Origin of the sequence: Sphingomonas paeninsulae (assembly GCF_003660165.1) — a bacterium.
In the GTDB taxonomy this organism is placed as follows: Bacteria; Pseudomonadota; Alphaproteobacteria; order Sphingomonadales; family Sphingomonadaceae; genus Sphingomonas_O; species Sphingomonas_O paeninsulae.
Window position 1 is genome coordinate 2577260 of sequence record NZ_CP032829.1, and the last position, 18847, is coordinate 2596106.

Here is an 18847-nt window from a genome sequence, read left to right on the forward strand (position 1 = left end):
TGATGGCCTCCGCCGTTCACGAACTGACTCCCACCGAAGCCAATGCCCACCCGAATGCTGAATCGATTGTCGTTCGGTTTGCCGGAGACTCGGGCGACGGGATGCAATTGACCGGGGGGCAATTTACCCTGTCGACAGCGCTCGCGGGCAACGATCTTGCGACTTTCCCCGATTTCCCGGCTGAAATTCGCGCGCCTCAGGGCACGTTGTTCGGTGTGTCTGCATTCCAGATCAACTTCGGATCGACTGCGATTGATACCGCTGGCGATGCGCCCGATGTGCTGGTCGCGATGAACCCCGCCGCGCTGAAAACCAACGTCGGCGCGCTGAAACCCGGTGGTTTGATCATCGCGGACGAGGGTGAGTTCGGCATCCGTAACCTGACCAAGGCGCAATATGAGGTTTCGCCGCTCACCGATGGCAGCCTTGCCAAGTGGCAGCTTATTTCGTTCAACATTTCGCAACTGACGCTCGATGCCGTGAAGCCATTTGGCCTCGGCAACAAAGAGGCGCTGCGGTGTAAGAATATGTGGACGCTGGGGCTGGCGCTCTGGATGTTCGACCGATCGCGCGATCCGATCATCGAGTGGCTGAAAACCAAGTTCGCCAAGATGCCGGTGTTGGCCGAAGCCAATATCGCCGCGCTGAATGCGGGCCACGCTTATGGTGAAACCGCTGAACTAGGGCCTTCCGTCAAGCAACACAGCATCGCAGCGGCTCCCGCTGAACCTGGATTGTATCGCACGGTAACGGGTGCCGAATCGCTGGCGATGGGCCTTGTCGCGGGTGTGCAGCTTGCTGGCGTGAAGATGTTTTTCGGTGGTTATCCGATCACCCCCGCGTCGGCGATCCTGCATTTTCTGTCGCGTCTGAAAGAGTTTGGCGTCACGACCTTCCAGGCCGAAGACGAAATCGCTGCCATCGCGAGCGCCATCGGTGCCAGCTACGCCGGTCAGCTTGGCGTCACTTCGTCTTCCGGTCCCGGCATCGCTCTGAAGGGTGAGGCGATGGGCCTTGCCATCATGACCGAGTTGCCGCTGATCATCGTCAATTCGCAGCGCGGCGGTCCTTCCACGGGCCTGCCGACAAAGACCGAGCAGTCCGATTTGTATCAGGCGGTTTATGGCCGTAACGGCGATGCGCCTATGCCCGTTATCGCCGCTCGCTCGCCTGCCGATGCGTTCGATTGCGCCATCGAAGCAGTACGTCTCGCCACGCAGTTCATGACGCCGGTCATGCTGCTGACCGACGGTTATATCGCCAATGCCGCCGAACCGTGGAAGGTGCCCGACACCAGCAGCTTTACACCGTTCCCGGTGACGTTCCTCGACACCGTGCCAGAGGGCGGCTTTAAGCCCTATGGCCGCGACGCCAATCTGAAACGTCCGTGGGTCCGCCCCGGCACGCCTGATCTGCTCCACCGGATCGGTGGCATCGAAAAGGCGATCGACACCGGGCATATCAACTACGAACCCGCCAACCATCAGGCGATGACCGACATTCGTAAGGCCAAGATCGACGGTATCGCCGATCATATCCCCGAACAGGGCGTCGAACTTGGCGAAACTTCGGGCAAGCTCGTGGTCGTCGGCTGGGGATCGACCTTTGGCCCCATCCATCAGGCTGTTCGCCGTCAGCGTGCGCTTGGCCGCGATGTCAGCCATGTTCACATCCGCCACATTTGGCCGCTTCCGCGCAATCTTGGTTCGCTTTTGCGGAGCTATGAGAATATCCTCGTTCCAGAGATGAACACCGGCCAGTTGAAGACGGTATTGCGCGATGAATTCCTCGTCGATGCCAAGCCGTTGAACAAGGTTTCGGGTCAGCCGTTCAAGATTTTGGAAATCGAGGACGCGATCGAAAAAGTGTTCGGATCAGCCGCCTGATTGACGGCGCGATACGACACGACACTGAATACGAAGGACGTCGAATGAACGACATGACCCCCATCCGCACTTCCACTCCCAAGGATTGGGAAACCGATCAGGAAGTGCGCTGGTGCCCCGGCTGCGGCGATTACGCAGTGTTGAAGGCTGTGCAGCGGACCATGCCCGAAATTGGCGCGCGGCCCGAAAATACCGTGTTTGTCAGCGGTATCGGCTGCTCGTCGCGCTTTCCCTATTACATGGAAACTTACGGCTTCCACACGATCCACGGCCGCGCGCCCGCCGTCGCTACGGGTGTAAAACTTGCCAATCCTGAACTCGACGTGTGGATTATCACCGGCGATGGCGACGCACTGTCGATCGGTGGCAACCACACGATGCACCTGCTGCGCCGGAATCTCGACTGTCAGGTGCTGCTGTTCAACAACGAGATCTATGGGCTGACCAAGGGGCAATATTCGCCCACTTCACGCGTCGGAACGCGGTCGCCCTCGACGCCATTCGGTTCGGTCGATGCTCCGGCTTCGCCCTGTGCTTTCGCACTGGGATCGGGTGGCCGGTTCATTGCGCGCGGGATCGATGTGAACAAGCGGCTCCCCGAAGTTCTGAAGGCCGCTTATCGCCACAAGGGTGCGGCGTTCGTCGAAATCTTTCAGAACTGCATCGTCTATAACGACGACGTGTTTGCGCCTTTCACCGACAAGGCAAACGCGGCGAACGGCCAGCTTTGGCTCGATCATGGTAAGCCGATGCTGTTTTCGAACGGTACAAAGGGGCTGCGGATCAACCGCGACGATCTCCATTTCGAAGTCGTCGATGTGATCGATAATGATTGGGCCGCCGCCGGGGTTCAGGTTCATGATGTCGCCAATCGCGCGGTCGCCCATATGTTGATCGAAATGCCCGCAGGCGCATTCCCGGTCGCGCTCGGCGTGGTTTATGACGATCCACGCCCGACCTTTGAAAGCGCGGTTGTTGCGCAGAACATCGAAGCGTCGAAGGGCAAGGCCCCCGATCTTCAGGCATTGATCTCGAAAGGTCAGACCTGGGAAGTCGAGAAGGAACCGCACGTTATCTAGGGTGGTTGTTGGCAGACAATATGGCTGCTCCCTCGATCCTATGGTTCCGTCAGGACCTTCGTCTTTCGGACAACGCAGCACTGATTGCGGCCGCGCACGAAGGGCCGTTCGCGGCGATCTATATTCTGGACGACAAGGCACCCGCCGCGAATGCCATGGGTGGTGCCCAACGTTGGTGGCTGCATCACAGCCTCACCGCGCTTGCCAGGTCGCTCGAGGAAAAGGGTGTTGAACTTATTCTCCGTCGTGGGGAAAGCATTGCAGAGCTTGATGCGCTGAAAAAAGAAACCGGCGCGACCCGGATCTTCGCCGCGCGCCAGTACGAACCATGGTGGCAGGCAGTCGATGATCGACTGGATGACCGGCTGACGCTCCACGATGGCAGCTATCTCGCGCCGCCTGAGACGATTCGGACCGGCAGCGGCGGCCGGTATAAAATATTCACACCTTATTGGCGGGCATTGCAGCAACAGATGCCGCCCGCTGCACCGCGCGCGGTCCCGACAGGCATTACCGGTACCAATGCCAGGAGCGATCGGTTGGCGGACTGGAAGCTGCTGCCAACCACTCCCGATTGGTCAAAGGGGTTTGGTGACTGGAATCCGGGTGAGGAGGGGGCCAAAACAGCGCTTCACGACTTCCTTGACGAAGCTGCGAACTATGACCGAGCGAGGAATATGCCGTCGGAGGAAGGCACCTCGCGCCTTTCACCGCATATGCATTTCGGCGAAATATCACCCGCAACCATCTGGCACAGGATCAGCGAAACCAAGGGTAACCGTGGAGAGCCTTTTTTACGGGAGATCGGTTGGCGCGATTATGCAGCCAATACGATCGATCAGTTTGCGCATTATGGCAGCGCCAACGCTCGGGATAGTTTCGACCGACTGAAGTGGCGCAAAGGCAGCGAGGCCGATGCCGATTTCGGTGCGTGGACACGGGGTCGAACCGGCTATCCCATCGTCGATGCCGGAATGCGACAGCTCTGGACGACCGGGTGGATGCATAATCGTGTCCGGATGATCGTCGCGTCGTTTTTGATAAAGCATCTGCTGATCGACTGGCAACGCGGCGAACGGTGGTTCTGGGACACGCTGGTCGATGCCGATTACAACTCGAACAGCGTTAACTGGCAGTGGGTCGCGGGAACGGGTGTGGATTCCAATATGTTCGTCCGCATAATGGCTCCGTTGGTTCAGTCGGAGAAATTCGATGCGGGAGATTATATTCGGCAATGGGTTCCCGAACTCGCAGCCTTACCCGATGCGACCATCCATGATCCGCACGGTGCAGGGTGCGCACCGGCTGATTATCCTACGCCGCTGATCGGCCACCGCGAAGGGCGTGAGCGGGCGCTGGCCGCTTATCGAGCGATGAAAGCCTAGCAGCACTTGCCGCGATGAGCCGAGGTCGGCAGAAGCGCCAAACTATGAACGCATCGACCCCAGCACGCGGCCGCGATCTTGCCCGCCGAATCGGTTGGGTGGAACGTCTGTCGGCAAAACCGTTCGACGCGATCCTCGACCGTATCGATGAGGGGCTTCAGTTCGGCACGATCGAGGCGAGTTTCCCCGATGGCACAGTGCGGATTTTCGGCGGTCGTGGTGCCGGTCCCAATGCAGTGGTCTCACTCCATCGCTGGCGTGGGTTGTTGCGACTGGCAACCTCGGGGTCGGTGGGCTGGTATGAGGCGTGGGCGGCCAATGAATGGTCCAGTCCCGATTCGGTTCCATTGTTCGACTTGTTCATGCGCAACCGGGCTACGCTGGGTCGTGCTGCACGGGGCGGGGGTATATCGAGAATCATCAAGCGTGCGCGCCATTGGCTGCATCGAAACAATCGGTCGGGGGCCCGGCGAAACATCATCGCCCATTATGATCTGGGCAACGACTTTTATGCGGCGTGGCTCGATCTGACGATGTCCTACTCATCCGCGTTGTTCGTGGATTCCACCCAGTCCGAAGCGCTCAGTGAAGCACAGCAGCGTAAAATGGACGCAACTCTTGACCGGCTTGATCTTTCGCCCGGTCAGACCTTGCTCGAAATCGGTTGTGGCTGGGGAGGGTTGCTGGCGCGGGCATCGGGTCGGGGAATCAAGGCTGTCGGCCTGACCCTCTCGCCCAGCCAAAAGCGTTACGCTGACCACGCATTGGCTGGATCGGCCACCGTTTCGCTTACTGATTACCGTGACATTTCGGGTCAGTTCGATGGCATAGCGAGTGTCGAGATGGTTGAGGCGGTCGGGCAGGAATACTGGCCCGACTTTCTGGATTCGGTTTCGCGATGCCTAAAGTCCGGCGGACGTGCCGCGATCCAGTTCATTTCGATCGCCGATGATATCTTCGAATCCTATGCGAGCAGCGCCGACTTCATCCAGACGTTCATCTTTCCCGGTGGGATGTTGCTTTCGACAAGCAGGTTTCGGGCGCTGGCAGAAGCGCGGGGGCTGTCTTGGACGGCACAACATGATTTCGGGCAGGACTATGCCGAGACGTTGCGGCGATGGCGCGAAAACTTCGATGCAGCTTTAGAACAGGGTGGCTTGCCTCAAGGGTTTGACGGAAGATTTGTCGCACTGTGGCGCTATTATCTGATGTACTGCGAAGGAGGTTTTCGCAGTGGCGGAATTCAGGTTTCGCAGGTGACTCTGGTCAAACAGGCCTAGCTGCAGCGGTCGACAACTGACTGAAGGACTGCCGGATTCAACAGCGTGGCAAAGGCGCATCCGATTGTGTTGCCATCGTTCCACACAACTTCGGCCTGCAAACTGCTTAGTCCCGGCAGGGTAAGCCAGCACAAGGTTCCAGCGTGCAAATTGGTGAGGGCCTGCGCCGCGAAACCGCTAAGCGAGAGGTCGGTCACCACAGTTTTGAACCCCGTCGCGCCCGATGGTCGAAGTGTCGCGGCAATCGTTAGCGGGTGTCGCGGAGCGGATCGGTCTTCCTGCGCGGCCATGTCGTAGGCGTCATATGGCTTGAGTATCAAATCCATCGCTAGATCCCCATCAAGATAACTAGCTGGGAATAGCAGGAAAGTTTTGCGTGTGGATTTACGAACCTAGTTAATGCGCTCGCGATGGGCGACCTCGAACCCTTCGATCGCGAGCTGAGTAATCCGCGCAGCAACGTCTTCTGGCGGCTTTTGCGACGCAGGGTCTTCACCCGGATAAGCCTTTGCACGCATTGCCGTCCGGGTTGCTCCGGGGTCGAGAATAGCGACACGGACGCGGCCGATGTTCGCAAGTTCGTCGCCATAGGTGTCGAGCAGCGTTTCGAAGCCAGCTTTCGATGCGCCATAGGCGCCCCAATATGCGCGGGGAGTGCGGGCTACGCTTGATGTCAGGCCGATAACCCGTGCGCCTGCACTGGCGCGAAGCATCGGATCGAACGCCGCAATCATCGCCGCTTGAGCGGTCAGGTTGAGCGTGACGATCTTGGCAAATTCCTTGGGATCGATGTGCGGCACCGGACCAAGACTACCGAGCATTGCCGCGTTCAGAACGAGGATGTCGAGGAACTTCCATCGTTCCGTAATAGCGCCAGCAAGCCGTCCGATGCTTTCGCCATCGGTCAGGTCGAGCGGGGCGATCGTGGCGCTGCCCCCGGCTTGGTGGATTTCATCCTCCACCATTTCGAGCCCGGCAGTCGTACGCGCGGTAATGACGACATGAGCGCCCTCCGCCGCGAGAGCGATTGCGGTTGCCGCGCCGATACCGCGGGAAGCGCCGGTTACCAGCGCGAGTTGACCTGCAAGTTTACTCATCAAACGACGCGTTCAGCGAGCATTTCGAACTGATCTTCGACGGCATTTTCGTCCTGATCGGTCAGCCGTGTCGGATAGTCGCCCGTGAAACAGGCGTCGCAATATTGTGGCCGAACGTCAGCGCGCTGTGATTCACCCAAAGCCTTGTACAGCCCGTTGATCGACACGAATGCCAGACTGTCCGCGTGGATAAAGTCCTGCATTTCGCCGACGTCCAGACGGTGCGCCAGCAACTTGGTACGTTCGGGCGTGTCGACACCGTAAAAGCAACTGTGGCGGGTAGGGGGCTGGCAATCCGAAGGTGGATTTCAGCGGCGCCGGCATCGCGCATCATCTGCACGATCTTCAGGCTGGTCGTCCCGCGTACGATCGAATCGTCTATCAGGATGATGCGCTTCCCCTCGATCAGCGCGCGGTTCGCATTGTGTTTCAGCTTTACACCAAGGTGCCGGATCTGATCGCCCGGTGAGATGAATGTGCGGCCGACATAATGTGAACGAATGATGCCAAGTTCGAACGGTATGCCCGACTGCTGGGCATAACCGATCGCGGCGGGTGTTCCCGAATCGGGGACCGGGATGACCAGATCGGCCTCCACCGGGCTTTCGATTGCCAATTGAGCACCGATCGCCTTGCGGACCGAATAGACGCTTGATCCATCGACGATAGAATCGGGACGGCTGAAATAGACGTGTTCGAAAATACAGGGGCGGGGGAAAACCTGTGCGAACGGTTTGACCGAGCGCATTTCGCCTTTGCCCGTCACGATCACGATTTCGCCGGGTTCGATCTGGCGCACATATTTCGCACCGACGACATCGAGCGCCACGGTTTCGGACGCAAAGATTATCGAATCACCCAGCTTACCCATAACGAGCGGACGAATGCCCAGCGGGTCGCGACAAGCGATCATGCCTTCGGGTGTCATGCACACCAGCGAATAGGCACCCTCGACCTGCTTCAGTGCATCGACGAACTTGTCGAGCAGCGTGCGGTATGTGCTCGTCGCGACAAGGTGGATGATAACCTCGGTATCGCTGGTCGACTGGAAGATCGAACCACGGCGAATCAGCTCGCGCTTGATCGCCATTGCGTTGGAGATGTTGCCGTTGTGCGAAACGGCAAAACCACCGCTGGCGAGGTCGGCGTAGAGTGGCTGGACGTTGCGGATCGAAGTCTCGCCGGTCGTTGAATAGCGAACATGACCGCAAGCCGAATCACCGGGCAGGCCGCGAATGACCTCATCCTGGTCGAAGTTCCCGGCAACATGACCCATCGCTCGATGCGAGTGGAAATGATGCCCGTCCCATGACGTGATGCCGGCAGCTTCCTGCCCGCGATGTTGCAGGGCATGAAGCCCCAGGGCGACCATGGCGGCGGCCGATTCGGCCCCGGATACGCCAAATACGCCGCACTCCTCACGGAGTTTGTCGTCATCGAAAGGATGCGTAGTCAACACTGTTCTGGGTGTCCGTTGTCGGCGTCGGATGCGGCGCATATAGGGTGGGTCTTTCAAAATGTCTCGCTTTTGTAACAGGAAATTATTGTCGTGACGGAACGTGACAAAACCTTGGTCCTGAATCCAGCATGGGACGCCGCCGGTTTGATCACCGGAATCGTCACCGATGTGACGTCCGGCGAGCTCCTGATGGTCGCCCATCTGAACGCCGAAGCGCTGGCCCTGACCCAATCGACCGGTATCGCCCACTTCTGGTCGCGGAGCCGGTCGCGCATCTGGAAAAAGGGCGAGGAGTCCGGGAACGTCATGCGCGTCCGTGATCTGCGCATCGACTGCGATCAGGACGCGTTGTGGATTATCGTCGAGCCAGCCGGACCGGCCTGCCATACGGGAGAGAGGAGTTGCTTCTTTCGTCGGGTCGAAGGGTCGACGCTTATTGTTTGAAGTTCGCGGGGGCAGGATGTGACCTCGCCAGCGCGCTGATATTTCGCTTCTTTTGAGAGGGATTGTTTAACAATGTCAGCATTTTTGGCAGCAGATACGGAGACCACCCTGCCTTCTGAGCCCCGCTTGATTGGGACCTGGCATCTGGTGTCATTCGAAATGCAGAATAGCACAAGCGAACCATCTCACCCGCTGGGACAGCATCCGCAGGGCCAGATCATCTATGATGACGTTGGCAACATGTCCTGCCATCTGCTCAATCCCGACCCGCCGACTCGTCCGACCGATGCGACAGATGGCGCTGACTATGAAGCGCGTATTTCCTATACCCGCTACGCCAGCTACTATGGCCCCTATGAAGTGAATGTGGTGACGCGGACGGTTCACCATCACGTCGTGGGTGCCTTGATGCCGGGATGGGCGGGGACAACCGTCGATCGGGACTATGCCTTCGATGGCGACGACGAACTCACGCTCTCTGCAAAGATAGAGGCGGTCGATCAACTGGCAGTGCTAAAATGGCGGCGCACAAAGTAGCGGCGCGGATAACACCGCGCCGCCAGCTTTCGTTATCGGTTTAGCTCGCCATCCGATGAAGCGCGCATATCTTGTTTCCCGAAGGGTCGCGAAGATAAGCGAGATACATCGATCCCGTGGGTGCTGTGCGAATTCCCGGTGCATCCTCGCAAGCGGTACCGCCGTTTGCGACACCTGCCGCGTGCCAGGCATCACCCTGCGCCGGGCCATCGACGGCAAATCCTACCGTTCCGCCGTTTGCGCATGTGGCGGGCTGGCCATTGATCGGCTTGCTGATCGCAAAAGTGCCGGTCGGGGCCATCCAGAACACGCGCCCTTTGTCATCCGCGTAGCCGGCAGGAATGCCAAGCGTGCCGAGCAGAGCGTCATAAAATTTCTTCGAAGCTTCCAGGTCGTCCGCGCCGACCATGATATGACTGAACATCACTTTCCCTCTTTTTGATTATCGAAATGCGAAGTGCACAAACACCGCCGATTTGTCGAGCGCAATTCCGGCGTGTCGGGTGAGCGGGGGGGGCATCGAACTTTGGTGAGAGAGCGTGGCTCAGGCAGCCTCGAACATTTCCTCTGGCAGAGCCATCATGCTTTCCGAACCGCCCTCGATCTTGCGACGGAACGATCCGGCATCGGGCATGATCCGCTCTGCAAAAAAGCGCGCCGTTACCAGCTTGGCCTCAAGGAACGCCTTGTCACCCTGACCTGCGTTCAACTGCGCATGAGCGGCAGAGACCATACGCAACCACATTAGCCCCAGCGAAACGATACCCATGAGGTGCATGTAACTTGCCGCCCCGGCACCCGCATTGTTTGGGTTCGAAATGCCATTCTGCATCAGCCACATGGTCGCTGCCTGCAATTCGCCGTTTGCGCGTTCGAATCGGGTGGCGAAGTCGGTGAGCTCGGGGTTGGCCTTGGCCGCAGTGATTTCAGATACGACGATGCCGAAGAACAACTGGATCGCGCGACCACCGTCGCGGCCAAGCTTGCGCCCAACAAGGTCCATCGCCTGAATCCCGTTGGTTCCTTCGTATATCTGGGCGATCCGGGCATCGCGGACATACTGCTCCATGCCCCATTCCGCGATATAGCCGTGGCCGCCGTAAACCTGCTGTGCGTTCGTGGCGATTTCATAGCCCTTGTCGGTGCCATAGCCCTTTATCACAGGGGTCAGCAGCGAGATCAGATCGTCGGCGTGCTGACGCTCCTCATCGGTCTGCGCTTTCTCGGCCAGATCGACCTGAAGCGCACCCCACAGGATGAGCGCACGCAGACCTTCGTTGACCGCTTTTGCCTCCATCAACATCCGGCGAACGTCAGGATGGACGAACAATGTGTCTGCTTTTTCCAACGGATCGGCAGGGCCGGTTAGGGCGCGTCCCTGACGGCGGTCCTTCGCGTACTGGACCGCGTTCTGGTACGAAACCTCGCCCATCGAAAGTCCCTGAAGTCCGACGCCCAGACGTGCCGCGTTCATCATGATGAACATCGCGGCAAGGCCCTTCATTTCCTCACCGACAAGATATCCCGTCGCACCGTCGTAATTCATCAGGCAAGTCGAATTGCCGTGAATGCCCATCTTATGCTCGATCGAACCGCACATCACGCCATTGCGTTCACCCAGCGACCCATCCTCTTTGACGAGGAACTTGGGCACGATGAACAGCGATATGCCCTTCACGCTGTCGGGTGCGCCGGTCGTTTTCGCGAGGACGAGGTGGATGATGTTCTCGGTCAGGTCATGTTCGCCCGACGAGATGAAAATCTTGGTCCCGGTAATCGCAAACGATCCGTCAGCCTGCGGTTCCGCCTTGGTGCGAATCAGCCCGAGATCGGTGCCGCATTGCGGCTCAGTCAGATTCATCGTGCCGCCCCATTGGCCCGACACCATCTTTGGAACGTAAAGCGCCTTTTGCGCGTCGGAACCCTTGGCAAGAATGGCAGAAACCGCGCCGTGGGTCAGGCCGAAATACATCCCGAACGCGAGGTTGGAGCTGCTCATATACTCTGTAAAGGCCGTTGCGACGACATGGGGCAGACCCTGTCCGCCGAACTCCTCGGGTGCGTCCAATGTGCTCCAACCACCGGCTTTTACAGCGTCATAGGCCGCCTTGAAACCGGCGGGGGTGGTGACGGAACCGTCCTCGTGCCGGGTGCAGCCTTCGCTGTCGCCGACCTGGTTCAGTGGGAACAGCGTTGCGGCAACGAACTTGCCGCCCTCAGTCAAAACGGCCTCGACCAGATCGGGGGTGGCGTTCTCGAAGCCGGGAAGATTAGCGTATTTTTCAAGGCCGACGACCGCATCGAGAACGAAGCGAGTGTCGCGAACGGGGGCGGTATATTGGGGCATTATGTCTCTCCAGAACTTTATGCGTCGCGCTTTCGCAGCGCGTTAAGCGTGTGTTTTCGCTTCGGCCTCAGCAGCTTCGACCATCTCGACGAATCGGCTGAGTTCATCCATCGCTGCGTCGATATCGGCACGTTGGCGTTTGAGCAGGTCAATGCGGGCGAGGCATCTTTCGATGGTGACGTGTCGCTGCGTGACGCGGCCATCGCCGACATCGTAAAGGTCGATCATCTCGCGAATATCCGCCAGCGAAAATCCCACACGCTTGGCGCGGAGTATCCATGCAAGGCGGGCACGGTCGCGGCCTGTGTATATGCGTGTCGTGCCCTTGCGGACGGGAGCGATCAGCCCTTCGTCTTCGTAAAACCGAAGGGCGCGGGCGGTGACGTCGAACTCCTCCGACAAATCAGAGATAGAATAGGCGTGCCGTTCACGGAGGTCCGGCATGTGAAGCATTGCGTGAGTGCCAAGGTCAGCCATGTTGAGAAGTTAGTTTACGTTTCCGTTAAGGTCAAGCGATCTGTAAGCGGCATGTTGACCGGCCGGAAACACCTTCCTATAGCGCCGCTTCGCTCGGTAGGGCGGAGTAGCTCAGTTGGTTAGAGCGCGGGAATCATAATCCTGATGTCGGGGGTTCAAGTCCCTCCTCCGCTACCATATTTATTGCTTCACCCAGCGGGGCGGCAATTTGCGGCACCGGTTCATTTGAAAGTGCCCAATGCCCGCCACCCATTCCACGCGTATGTTGATTCTCGGTTCGGGGCCTGCGGGTCTGTCGGCTGCAATTTATGGCGCGCGGGCGGGCATGTCGCCGATCGTGGTTCAGGGGATTCAGCCTGGCGGCCAGTTGATGACGACAACCGATGTAGAGAATTATCCGGGCTTCAAGGATGTGATCCAGGGGCCGTGGCTGATGGAACAGATGCAGGCGCAGGCCGAACATGTCGGTGCTCAGATGATGTGGGATACGATCGTCGATATCGACTTGTCGCAGCGGCCGTTCCGGCTGATCGGCGATGGCGGCACGGTTTATACAGGCGACACGCTGGTGATTGCGACCGGTGCTCAGGCGAAATGGCTGGGACTGGACAGCGAAGAGGCATTGAAGGGCAAGGGTGTCAGCGCCTGCGCAACCTGCGACGGATTTTTCTATCGCGGCAAGAAGGTGGTCGTGATCGGCGGCGGCAATACTGCGGTCGAGGAAGCGCTTTATCTCACCAACCACAGCCACGATGTGACGCTGATCCACCGCAAGGACCATTTCCGCGCAGAAAAGATTTTGCAGGAACGTCTGTTCAAACATCGCGGGATCAAGGTGCTGTGGAACAAGCGCGTCGACAAATTTGTCGGGGGTGGCGATCCAGAAGGTCTGATCGGCCTTGACCTGATCGACACCGTGACGGGAGAGGCTTCGCACATCGGCACCGATGGCGGCTTCGTCGCAATCGGGCATCATCCGGCGACTGAGTTGTTCAGGGGGCATCTTGAACTGGATGCGGATAGCTATCTAAAGGTCGAAACGGGTTCGACCCGAACGAGCGTCCCCGGTGTGTTCGCGTGCGGCGATGTGATGGACAAGATTTATCGTCAGGCCGTCACGGCGGCTGGGACGGGGTGCATGGCGGCGCTGGACGCCGAGCGCTTCCTGGCCGAGGCGGATTTCGAGGCGGTTACCGCCTAAGCGCTTAACTGAGCAAGGACGGTTTGCAGGAGCATCGCGAAGTCGGCCACGCTGGCGAAGCTGTGCGATGGGCTGTCGAAGGTCGTGAGATGGACCGCCGGATGGGCGCGGGCTGCAGCGAATGCGTCGCTTTGCCACGTATCGGAGAAAGCGGCTGCGGTGCCGTCCCTGCTTGCTAACAATATGCTGACGGGGATGGTTGATGCGGCCAGCGCCGTTGCAAACGATTCGGCAATAGGCGCATTGCGTTTCGGCTGGGCCAGCCGACCAAGGCCACGAGCCAGCGCCCGCATATCGATCCGCCCTGTCAAAAGCGCCGCCCAGGCAGCGGGATCGCGCATTCGCCGGACGTACCGGCTTTTTATGGCAGCAGCAGGGGGCAAGTCGTCGATGGGCGGGACTACCCAGGGATTGGCGAGGACCAGCGCGTCGACCGCGGTATCCCCCCGGTATGCGACAAGCGCTGTGGCGGCGTCGCAGTTGCCGAACGCGACGACACGCGTGAGGGCAGGGCACTCCTGCCGAAACGCAGCGACGGCAGAGGCAATGTCGGGGCCGCTGGACTCATACCCACCGTTCGAGCCCGCGGAATCCCCAACGCCGCGCCGGTCGAAGCGGAGGACTGGATAGCCCTCGGACGCGACGGTTGCGGCGAGTTCGGCCATGCCGCGATGCGCGCCAATGCGGATTTCATTGCCACCGGAGACGATCAGTAGCCCGGTATTCCGGTCGCCGCTGTCCAGAGTGGCAGCCAGTTCCACGCCCTCGCATGTGAAAGTCAGGTTGCGACGCATTGGGCAGTCCAATCTGCGATAGCCGCGCTTGCCGTCGCCACGAAGTCGGGATCATCGCCCGGTTCGGCATTGCGCCATAGCCGTGTCCCCAGCAGCGAACTGTCGCGCAGCCCGACGTCCTCCGTCAGTCGCGCGGTGTGCCGGTTTGCGGCCTGTAAGGGCGCGGTCAGCAACTCATTATACAGCGCAGGTGATATAACCTGCCCAGCCAGCGCGGTCGCCTCAGCGCGCGCCCTGCGGTCGATCTCGGTCGCCGATACCCCGGACGACAGCGCAGTCGCCCGCACCAGATCACGCAGCACCCGCTCACCGGTTTCCGGGGCCAGTCGCCATCCAAAATCGGCAAGGCCATCCAATATCGCACCGCCCCGAATCGCCAACGTCAGGCATCGCCCCGTTTCCTCACGGCCCGCCCCACGCCCCGCCCCACGCATAGCATCCGCCAGCGCCCCGACAGCATCACGCCAGTCATCCAGTGAAACATTCGCAAGCGGGGTCAGACTTTCCCCCGTCCCCGGTAAATCGGGCAACACGCTCCCGATCCCCCGAACGGCAAGCGCGCGCATCACCGACACGGTAAACCGCCGCATCCGGTTGGCTTCCTCGAACAACGCTGGCAGCACCAGAACGGTCACCGGCAAGCCTTCACCATGACGCAGCAGCATTTCGCTACCGCCGCGCCATGAATAGCGTTCGCTCAACCGGCTACTTTGTGAACGGCATAGTCCGTGAGCGATCCGAACGTAGCCAACAGATCACCGTCGACATCGTCATCGTCGATCACGATGTCCAGACGGTCCTCCAACTCGGTCAACAATCCCGCAACCGCCATCGAATCGAGTTCAGGCAACGCGCCGAACAGCTCCGTAGAATCGGTAAAGGCATCGGCACGCGCGGCGTCGATCGACAGCACATCACGAAGCACCAAACGCACCGTTTGTTCGATTTCCTGGTGACTTTTTGTCGTCATGCGTGCCCCATTCACATTACCAAAGCAGCGCGCCGATTACCGAGTCCGCACGCGCGCGACAAGCGCCCCGGCTTTTGCGCGTAATGCACCAGTAAGTCCCGACACGGTTCGCGTGTTGAACAAAGTCAGCGTGAACAGCGGCGCGCGCGCGTCCATCCAGTCGCGTTTGTAGCGATCGTCCCCGGTTCCGAAGTCGATCAAATGCACCTTGTCCACATCGATGGCGCGTTCGAACATCGCCGTGCTCATCAGGCTGCCGGGTGAAAACTCGGCCGCGCTGTCGCGGTGGGCAAGCTTGTGGATGATCGCAACGCCATTTTCCGTGGTCCACAACTGGGCCGCAACCGGATTGCCGTCGATCCGCCCGATCCCCAGTCGCAAATTCCCTGCCGCACCCTCTTCTTCGGCCATCGCGCGCAGAAATCGGTTCGAACCTTCTTCGGGCTTCCAGCTATCGGCATAGACGCTTTCGTAATCGTCCCAGGTATCCTCGTCGAACCGATCGAATATGGTGATATCCAGACCAGCTTTCGCGCCTTTACGCTTAACCGTGGACCGCAACTCCCCCGGTCGCGCCGCCCAATAATCGGCGAAACTCTGGCCGGTGACATCGACCGTCCAGTTGCAGCTTGTCTCGGTCGCGGTGGCCGACCAGTGCGCACGCCGAAAAGCACGGCTCAGCAGGTCGGTGTTTTCCAACGTCATTGGCGAAAGGCGGATCGACGTCAGCCGCTTGCCAGCCCGACGCGCGATCGCGGTCAGTAACGCAACCGCAGTCCTGTCCTCGGGCGTGCCGGTGAATACCGGCCCGAACTTCAATGAATACCAGCTTGCCAGCGCAAAAGCCTTGCCCTGACCGTCCTCGGCCAGAAACAGCCACGCATCCGAACCATCGGCGCGGGCGCGGGTAATCAGCGGATAGGGCGCAGGGGGGCAATGCTCCATCGTGCGGGCAAACCAGTCGAACCTGTCGAACAGCGACGCTTGCGCTTCCCGCTCCAGTCCCGCTGCGCTCCCCTTTGCATCGGCAAGGTTACGGAATATTTCACCCTTTACCCACAAAACGCATTATCCCCCCGGCCAACCGCATGGTGCGGCAAATGGTCCCGCATGGTGCGGCATAGTTAAAGGAGCAGGTGTGGAAGAGCCAGACCCGGTCCCGCGTCCCCTCGATCATCTGTTCCTTCGCGGGACTCCCGATGCGCCCGCTTTGATTACCAAAGCGGTAACATTGAATTATTCACAGGCCGAACACGCCGTCGGTACGCTGGCGACTGCGCTGAAGGCGCGGGGGCTGTCACAGGGCGCGCGCGTGGCGACATGGCTACCCAAGACGGTCGAAGCGTGCCTGATGCCGCTGGCGACGGCGCGAGCGGGACTGGTGCATATTCCAGTGAACCCAATGTTACGCCGTGCTCAGGTTGCTCACATTCTGGCCGATAGCGGTGCCGAACTTTTACTGACGACCGCAGGACGGGCAGCGACACTCGAACCGGGCGATCTGGCCGACGCAAGCATATGGTTCGAACCCGACGCCATAGCGGCGCGCGGGCAGGGTGTTCCTTTGAAACCATCAAGTGCCGATCCCGATGTCCTGACCGCAATCCTCTACACATCGGGGTCCACCGGTCGGCCAAAGGGTGTGATGCTCAGCCACGCCAATCTCTGGCTCGGTGCGATCAGCGTCGCACATTATCTGAAACTGACGCCTGCCGACCGCACGCTGGCGGTTCTGCCGCTGGGTTTCGATTACGGCCAGAACCAGCTTTTTTCGACATGGGCGGCGGGTGGCGCGGTCATTCCCTTCGACTATCTGGTTCCCCGCGATGTTGTTCGCGCGATCGAACGTGAAAAGATTACCACGCTGGCCGCTGTTCCGCCCCTTTGGCTGCAATTGGTCGAAAGCGAATGGCCGGACATCGCCGCACAATCGGTAAAGCGGCTGACCAATTCGGGCGGTGCGCTGACGCCGGGATTGATCGACCGGATGCAGACGACATTTCCGAACGCCGACATTTATCCGATGTACGGGCTGACAGAGGCATTTCGATCGACCTATCTCGATCCCACACTGGTTGCCGCGCACCCGACTTCGATGGGCAAGGCTATTCCGTTTGCAGAAATTATGGTCGTGGCAGCAGACGGGACGCAGGCAAAGGTCGGCCAACCCGGCGAACTTGTCCATGCGGGACCACTGGTGGCTCAGGGGTATTGGCACGACGCCGAACGGACAGCCTTGCGGTTTCACGACGCGCCGTCATGGTCGCGCTATGGGGCAGGGCAGTCTGGTCGGGCGACACGGTAAAGCGTGATGCAGAGGGGCTATTGTATTTTGTTGGGCGGGAAGACGAGATGATAAAGACATCGGGCCACCGGGTCAGCCCGCTCGAGATCGAGGAAGCCGCGCTTGCCAGCGGTGTCGTTGGCGAAGCCGTGGCTCACGGCATTTACGACGAGCGTCTGGGGCAGGCGATCCGCCTCGTCGCGCGCGGTGACGCTATAGGGGAGACCGCGTTGCGTGCGCATTTGAAAGCTGAATTGCCGAGCCATATGCAACCGCGCGTCGTTGAATGGCGCGCCGAACTGCCGCGCAATGCGAATGGCAAGATCGACCGGGCGGCTATTCGTGCAGAGGCTATTTCGTGAAGCCGTCGGGCAACATACCGCGCTGGTTCGATGGCGCGCGCATGACGGCTGCAATGGAACATAGTGACGTCACGCCGTCATTCTTTTACGACTTCGGCATCGTTCGGGAAAAGGTCGCGATGCTGCGCGGGGCGCTGCCCGCAGGCGTCGGCATCCATTACGCGATGAAGGCCAATCCGCTGCCCGCAATGGTGTCGGCGATGGTGGCACTCGTTGACGGTATCGACGTCGCGTCGGGAGGCGAACTGGCAGTTGCCCTGAAGGCTGGGGCTGTTCATATTTCCTTCGCTGGCCCCGGAAAGCGCGATGCCGAGCTAGAGTCTGCGATCCGTGCGGGGAGCACGATCAATCTCGAATCCGAAACAGAGGCGACGCGCGCCCTGTCGATTGCCGAACGGCTGGGCATGACGCCACGCCTTGCCGTGCGGGTGAACCCGGATTTTGCTCTTAAAGGCTCGGGCATGAAGATGGGCGGTGGCGCCGCCCCCTTCGGCGTCGATGCAGAACGGGTTCCGGCGCTGGTCAAACGCCTGATCGCGACAGGGGCCGACTGGCGGGGGTTTCATATTTTTGCGGGCAGTCAGGCGCTCGATAGCGGCGCGATTGCCGATACTCAGGCGGCGACCGTCGCACTGGCGGGAAAACTTGCGCAAGAAGTCGGGGCCACGCCACCGCTGGTCAATCTCGGCGGCGGATTCGGTATTCCGTATTTCGCGGGTGAACAACCGATAGATGTCGCGATGATCGGAGAGCGCCTTGGCGGAGTGCTGGAAAACCGCGACTCGATTTTGAAGGACAGTAAATTCGCTATCGAACTCGGACGCTGGCTGGTCGGGGAGTGCGGCATTTATCTGACGCGCGTTGTCGACCGCAAGGAAAGCCGGGGGGAAATTTTCCTCGTGACCGATGGCGGACTACATCATCAACTGGCGGCAAGCGGCAATTTTGGCACCGTCGTCCGGCGGAATTACCCGATTGCAGTCGCGAATCGATTCGGTTTCGATGTGGAGGAAACCGTCAGCGTCGTCGGCTGCCTTTGCACGCCGCTCGACCGACTGGGCGATCAGGTTGGCCTGCCGCGCGCCGACGTGGGCGATGTCATCGCAGTATTCATGGCGGGTGCTTATGGAGCTTCGGCCAGCCCTGCGTCGTTTTTGGGACACAGCCCTGCACGCGAAGTGCTGACCAAAGTTTAGCTAAACGCTATATAAACCCTTTTTGGGCTATTCCGAATTGACCCCGTGG

17 protein-coding genes, 1 tRNA gene and 2 pseudogenes are annotated in these 18847 nt (G+C 59.8%); 10 read left to right on the forward strand and 10 right to left on the reverse strand.

Translation table 11 applies throughout. The features are described from left to right. Positions 1–2: 2 nt before the first annotated feature. Genes D3Y57_RS18100 through D3Y57_RS18115 form a run of 4 tightly spaced genes read left to right on the forward strand, consistent with a single transcriptional unit; the run spans position 3 to position 5630 of the window. On the forward strand, positions 3–1886 hold the full coding sequence (locus D3Y57_RS18100; protein WP_121154848.1) for a 2-oxoacid:acceptor oxidoreductase subunit alpha: 1884 nt from the start codon (positions 3–5) through the stop codon (positions 1884–1886). A gap of 44 nt (positions 1887–1930) precedes the next feature. Continuing rightward, the gene (locus D3Y57_RS18105) at positions 1931–2965 is read left to right on the forward strand and encodes a 2-oxoacid:ferredoxin oxidoreductase subunit beta (protein WP_121154851.1); all 1035 of its coding nucleotides are present in this window, start codon (positions 1931–1933) and stop codon (positions 2963–2965) included. Between the two features lie 20 nt (positions 2966–2985). Continuing rightward, positions 2986–4350, forward strand: a complete 1365-nt coding sequence (locus D3Y57_RS18110; protein WP_121154853.1) for a cryptochrome/photolyase family protein — start codon at positions 2986–2988, stop codon at positions 4348–4350. Positions 4351–4394: 44 nt separating this feature from the next. Beyond that, on the forward strand, positions 4395–5630 hold the full coding sequence (locus D3Y57_RS18115; RefSeq protein WP_121154855.1) for an SAM-dependent methyltransferase: 1236 nt from the start codon (positions 4395–4397) through the stop codon (positions 5628–5630). Here the strand turns inward: D3Y57_RS18115 and D3Y57_RS18120 are convergent. The 3 genes and pseudogenes from D3Y57_RS18120 to purF form a co-directional block, all read right to left on the reverse strand. Then, positions 5627–5956: a PilZ domain-containing protein gene (locus D3Y57_RS18120; protein WP_239025925.1), complete on the reverse strand. Its 330-nt coding sequence runs from the start codon at positions 5954–5956 to the stop codon at positions 5627–5629. The genes D3Y57_RS18115 and D3Y57_RS18120 overlap by 4 nt on opposite strands. A 66-nt stretch (positions 5957–6022) precedes the next feature. Next, positions 6023–6727 carry an SDR family NAD(P)-dependent oxidoreductase gene (locus D3Y57_RS18125; protein ID WP_121154857.1) on the reverse strand — a complete coding sequence of 235 codons (705 nt, stop codon included), beginning with the start codon at positions 6725–6727 and terminating at the stop codon, positions 6023–6025. After that, a pseudogene (gene purF, locus D3Y57_RS18130) lies at positions 6727–8186 on the reverse strand (amidophosphoribosyltransferase). The gene D3Y57_RS18125 and the pseudogene purF overlap by 1 nt, the downstream one beginning before the upstream one ends. A 90-nt stretch (positions 8187–8276) precedes the next feature. Between purF and hisI the strand changes: the two are divergent. Together hisI and D3Y57_RS18140 are read left to right on the forward strand one after the other, a co-directional pair. After that, positions 8277–8630, forward strand: coding sequence for a phosphoribosyl-AMP cyclohydrolase (gene hisI, locus D3Y57_RS18135; RefSeq protein ID WP_430739017.1), 354 nt, complete (start codon positions 8277–8279; stop codon positions 8628–8630). Positions 8631–8702: 72 nt separating this feature from the next. Next, positions 8703–9167, forward strand: a complete 465-nt coding sequence (locus D3Y57_RS18140) for a lipocalin-like domain-containing protein (RefSeq protein WP_121154862.1) — start codon at positions 8703–8705, stop codon at positions 9165–9167. A gap of 40 nt (positions 9168–9207) precedes the next feature. Here D3Y57_RS18140 and D3Y57_RS18145 read toward each other — a convergent pair whose 3' ends face one another. The 3 genes from D3Y57_RS18145 to D3Y57_RS18155 all read right to left on the reverse strand — a co-directional run bounded on the left by D3Y57_RS18145 (position 9208) and on the right by D3Y57_RS18155 (position 11958). After that, entirely contained in the window at positions 9208–9591 is a 384-nt protein-coding gene (locus D3Y57_RS18145; protein ID WP_121154864.1) for a VOC family protein, read from the reverse strand. Between the two features lie 120 nt (positions 9592–9711). Next, positions 9712–11514 (reverse strand): acyl-CoA dehydrogenase C-terminal domain-containing protein, encoded by a 1803-nt coding sequence (locus tag D3Y57_RS18150; RefSeq protein WP_121154867.1) that lies wholly within the window; start codon positions 11512–11514, stop codon positions 9712–9714. Between the two features lie 42 nt (positions 11515–11556). Then, on the reverse strand, positions 11557–11958 hold the full coding sequence (locus D3Y57_RS18155; protein ID WP_239025926.1) for a MerR family transcriptional regulator: 402 nt from the start codon (positions 11956–11958) through the stop codon (positions 11557–11559). Positions 11959–12091: 133 nt separating this feature from the next. On the opposite strand from D3Y57_RS18155, the gene D3Y57_RS18160 reads away from it, so the two are divergent. Beyond that, positions 12092–12168 (forward strand) — tRNA-Met (locus D3Y57_RS18160). A 61-nt stretch (positions 12169–12229) separates the two neighbouring features. Next, complete coding sequence (gene trxB, locus D3Y57_RS18165; RefSeq protein WP_121154871.1) at positions 12230–13192, forward strand: thioredoxin-disulfide reductase; 963 nt, start codon at positions 12230–12232, stop codon at positions 13190–13192. Here the strand turns inward: trxB and D3Y57_RS18170 are convergent. Genes D3Y57_RS18170 through D3Y57_RS18185 form a run of 4 tightly spaced genes read right to left on the reverse strand, consistent with a single transcriptional unit; the run spans position 13189 to position 16018 of the window. Continuing rightward, complete coding sequence (locus D3Y57_RS18170) at positions 13189–13986, reverse strand: hydrolase 1, exosortase A system-associated (RefSeq protein WP_121154874.1); 798 nt, start codon at positions 13984–13986, stop codon at positions 13189–13191. The genes trxB and D3Y57_RS18170 overlap by 4 nt on opposite strands. Continuing rightward, positions 13971–14687, reverse strand: a complete 717-nt coding sequence (locus tag D3Y57_RS18175) for an alpha/beta hydrolase family protein (protein ID WP_121154876.1) — start codon at positions 14685–14687, stop codon at positions 13971–13973. The genes D3Y57_RS18170 and D3Y57_RS18175 overlap by 16 nt, the downstream gene beginning before the upstream one ends. Then, positions 14684–14956, reverse strand: coding sequence for a phosphopantetheine-binding protein (locus D3Y57_RS18180; RefSeq protein WP_121154879.1), 273 nt, complete (start codon positions 14954–14956; stop codon positions 14684–14686). The genes D3Y57_RS18175 and D3Y57_RS18180 overlap by 4 nt, the downstream gene beginning before the upstream one ends. A gap of 36 nt (positions 14957–14992) precedes the next feature. Continuing rightward, positions 14993–16018, reverse strand: coding sequence for a GNAT family N-acetyltransferase (locus D3Y57_RS18185; protein WP_121154881.1), 1026 nt, complete (start codon positions 16016–16018; stop codon positions 14993–14995). A gap of 76 nt (positions 16019–16094) precedes the next feature. On the opposite strand from D3Y57_RS18185, the pseudogene D3Y57_RS18190 reads away from it, so the two are divergent. Then, a pseudogene (locus D3Y57_RS18190) lies at positions 16095–17602 on the forward strand (acyl-CoA ligase (AMP-forming), exosortase A system-associated). Then, positions 17599–18798, forward strand: a complete 1200-nt coding sequence (locus D3Y57_RS18195) for a pyridoxal-dependent decarboxylase, exosortase A system-associated (RefSeq protein ID WP_430739018.1) — start codon at positions 17599–17601, stop codon at positions 18796–18798. Before D3Y57_RS18190 ends, D3Y57_RS18195 begins: the two are co-directional and overlap by 4 nt. The last annotated feature ends 49 nt before the right edge of the window (positions 18799–18847 follow it).

Coding starts and splice junctions, on each gene's coding strand:
- D3Y57_RS18105 (WP_121154851.1), top strand. CDS start 1,931: ATGAACGACATGACCCCCATCCGCACTTCCACTCCCAAGGATTGGGAA.
- D3Y57_RS18180 (WP_121154879.1), bottom strand. CDS start 14,956: ATGACGACAAAAAGTCACCAGGAAATCGAACAAACGGTGCGTTTGGTG.
- trxB (WP_121154871.1), top strand. CDS start 12,230: ATGCCCGCCACCCATTCCACGCGTATGTTGATTCTCGGTTCGGGGCCT.
- D3Y57_RS18110 (WP_121154853.1), top strand. CDS start 2,986: ATGGCTGCTCCCTCGATCCTATGGTTCCGTCAGGACCTTCGTCTTTCG.
- D3Y57_RS18125 (WP_121154857.1), bottom strand. CDS start 6,727: ATGAGTAAACTTGCAGGTCAACTCGCGCTGGTAACCGGCGCTTCCCGC.
- D3Y57_RS18150 (WP_121154867.1), bottom strand. CDS start 11,514: ATGCCCCAATATACCGCCCCCGTTCGCGACACTCGCTTCGTTCTCGAT.
- D3Y57_RS18145 (WP_121154864.1), bottom strand. CDS start 9,591: ATGTTCAGTCATATCATGGTCGGCGCGGACGACCTGGAAGCTTCGAAG.
- D3Y57_RS18115 (WP_121154855.1), top strand. CDS start 4,395: ATGAACGCATCGACCCCAGCACGCGGCCGCGATCTTGCCCGCCGAATC.
- D3Y57_RS18140 (WP_121154862.1), top strand. CDS start 8,703: ATGTCAGCATTTTTGGCAGCAGATACGGAGACCACCCTGCCTTCTGAG.
- D3Y57_RS18100 (WP_121154848.1), top strand. CDS start 3: ATGGCCTCCGCCGTTCACGAACTGACTCCCACCGAAGCCAATGCCCAC.
- D3Y57_RS18155 (WP_239025926.1), bottom strand. CDS start 11,958: ATGCCGGACCTCCGTGAACGGCACGCCTATTCTATCTCTGATTTGTCG.
- D3Y57_RS18170 (WP_121154874.1), bottom strand. CDS start 13,986: ATGCGTCGCAACCTGACTTTCACATGCGAGGGCGTGGAACTGGCTGCC.
- D3Y57_RS18120 (WP_239025925.1), bottom strand. CDS start 5,956: ATGGATTTGATACTCAAGCCATATGACGCCTACGACATGGCCGCGCAG.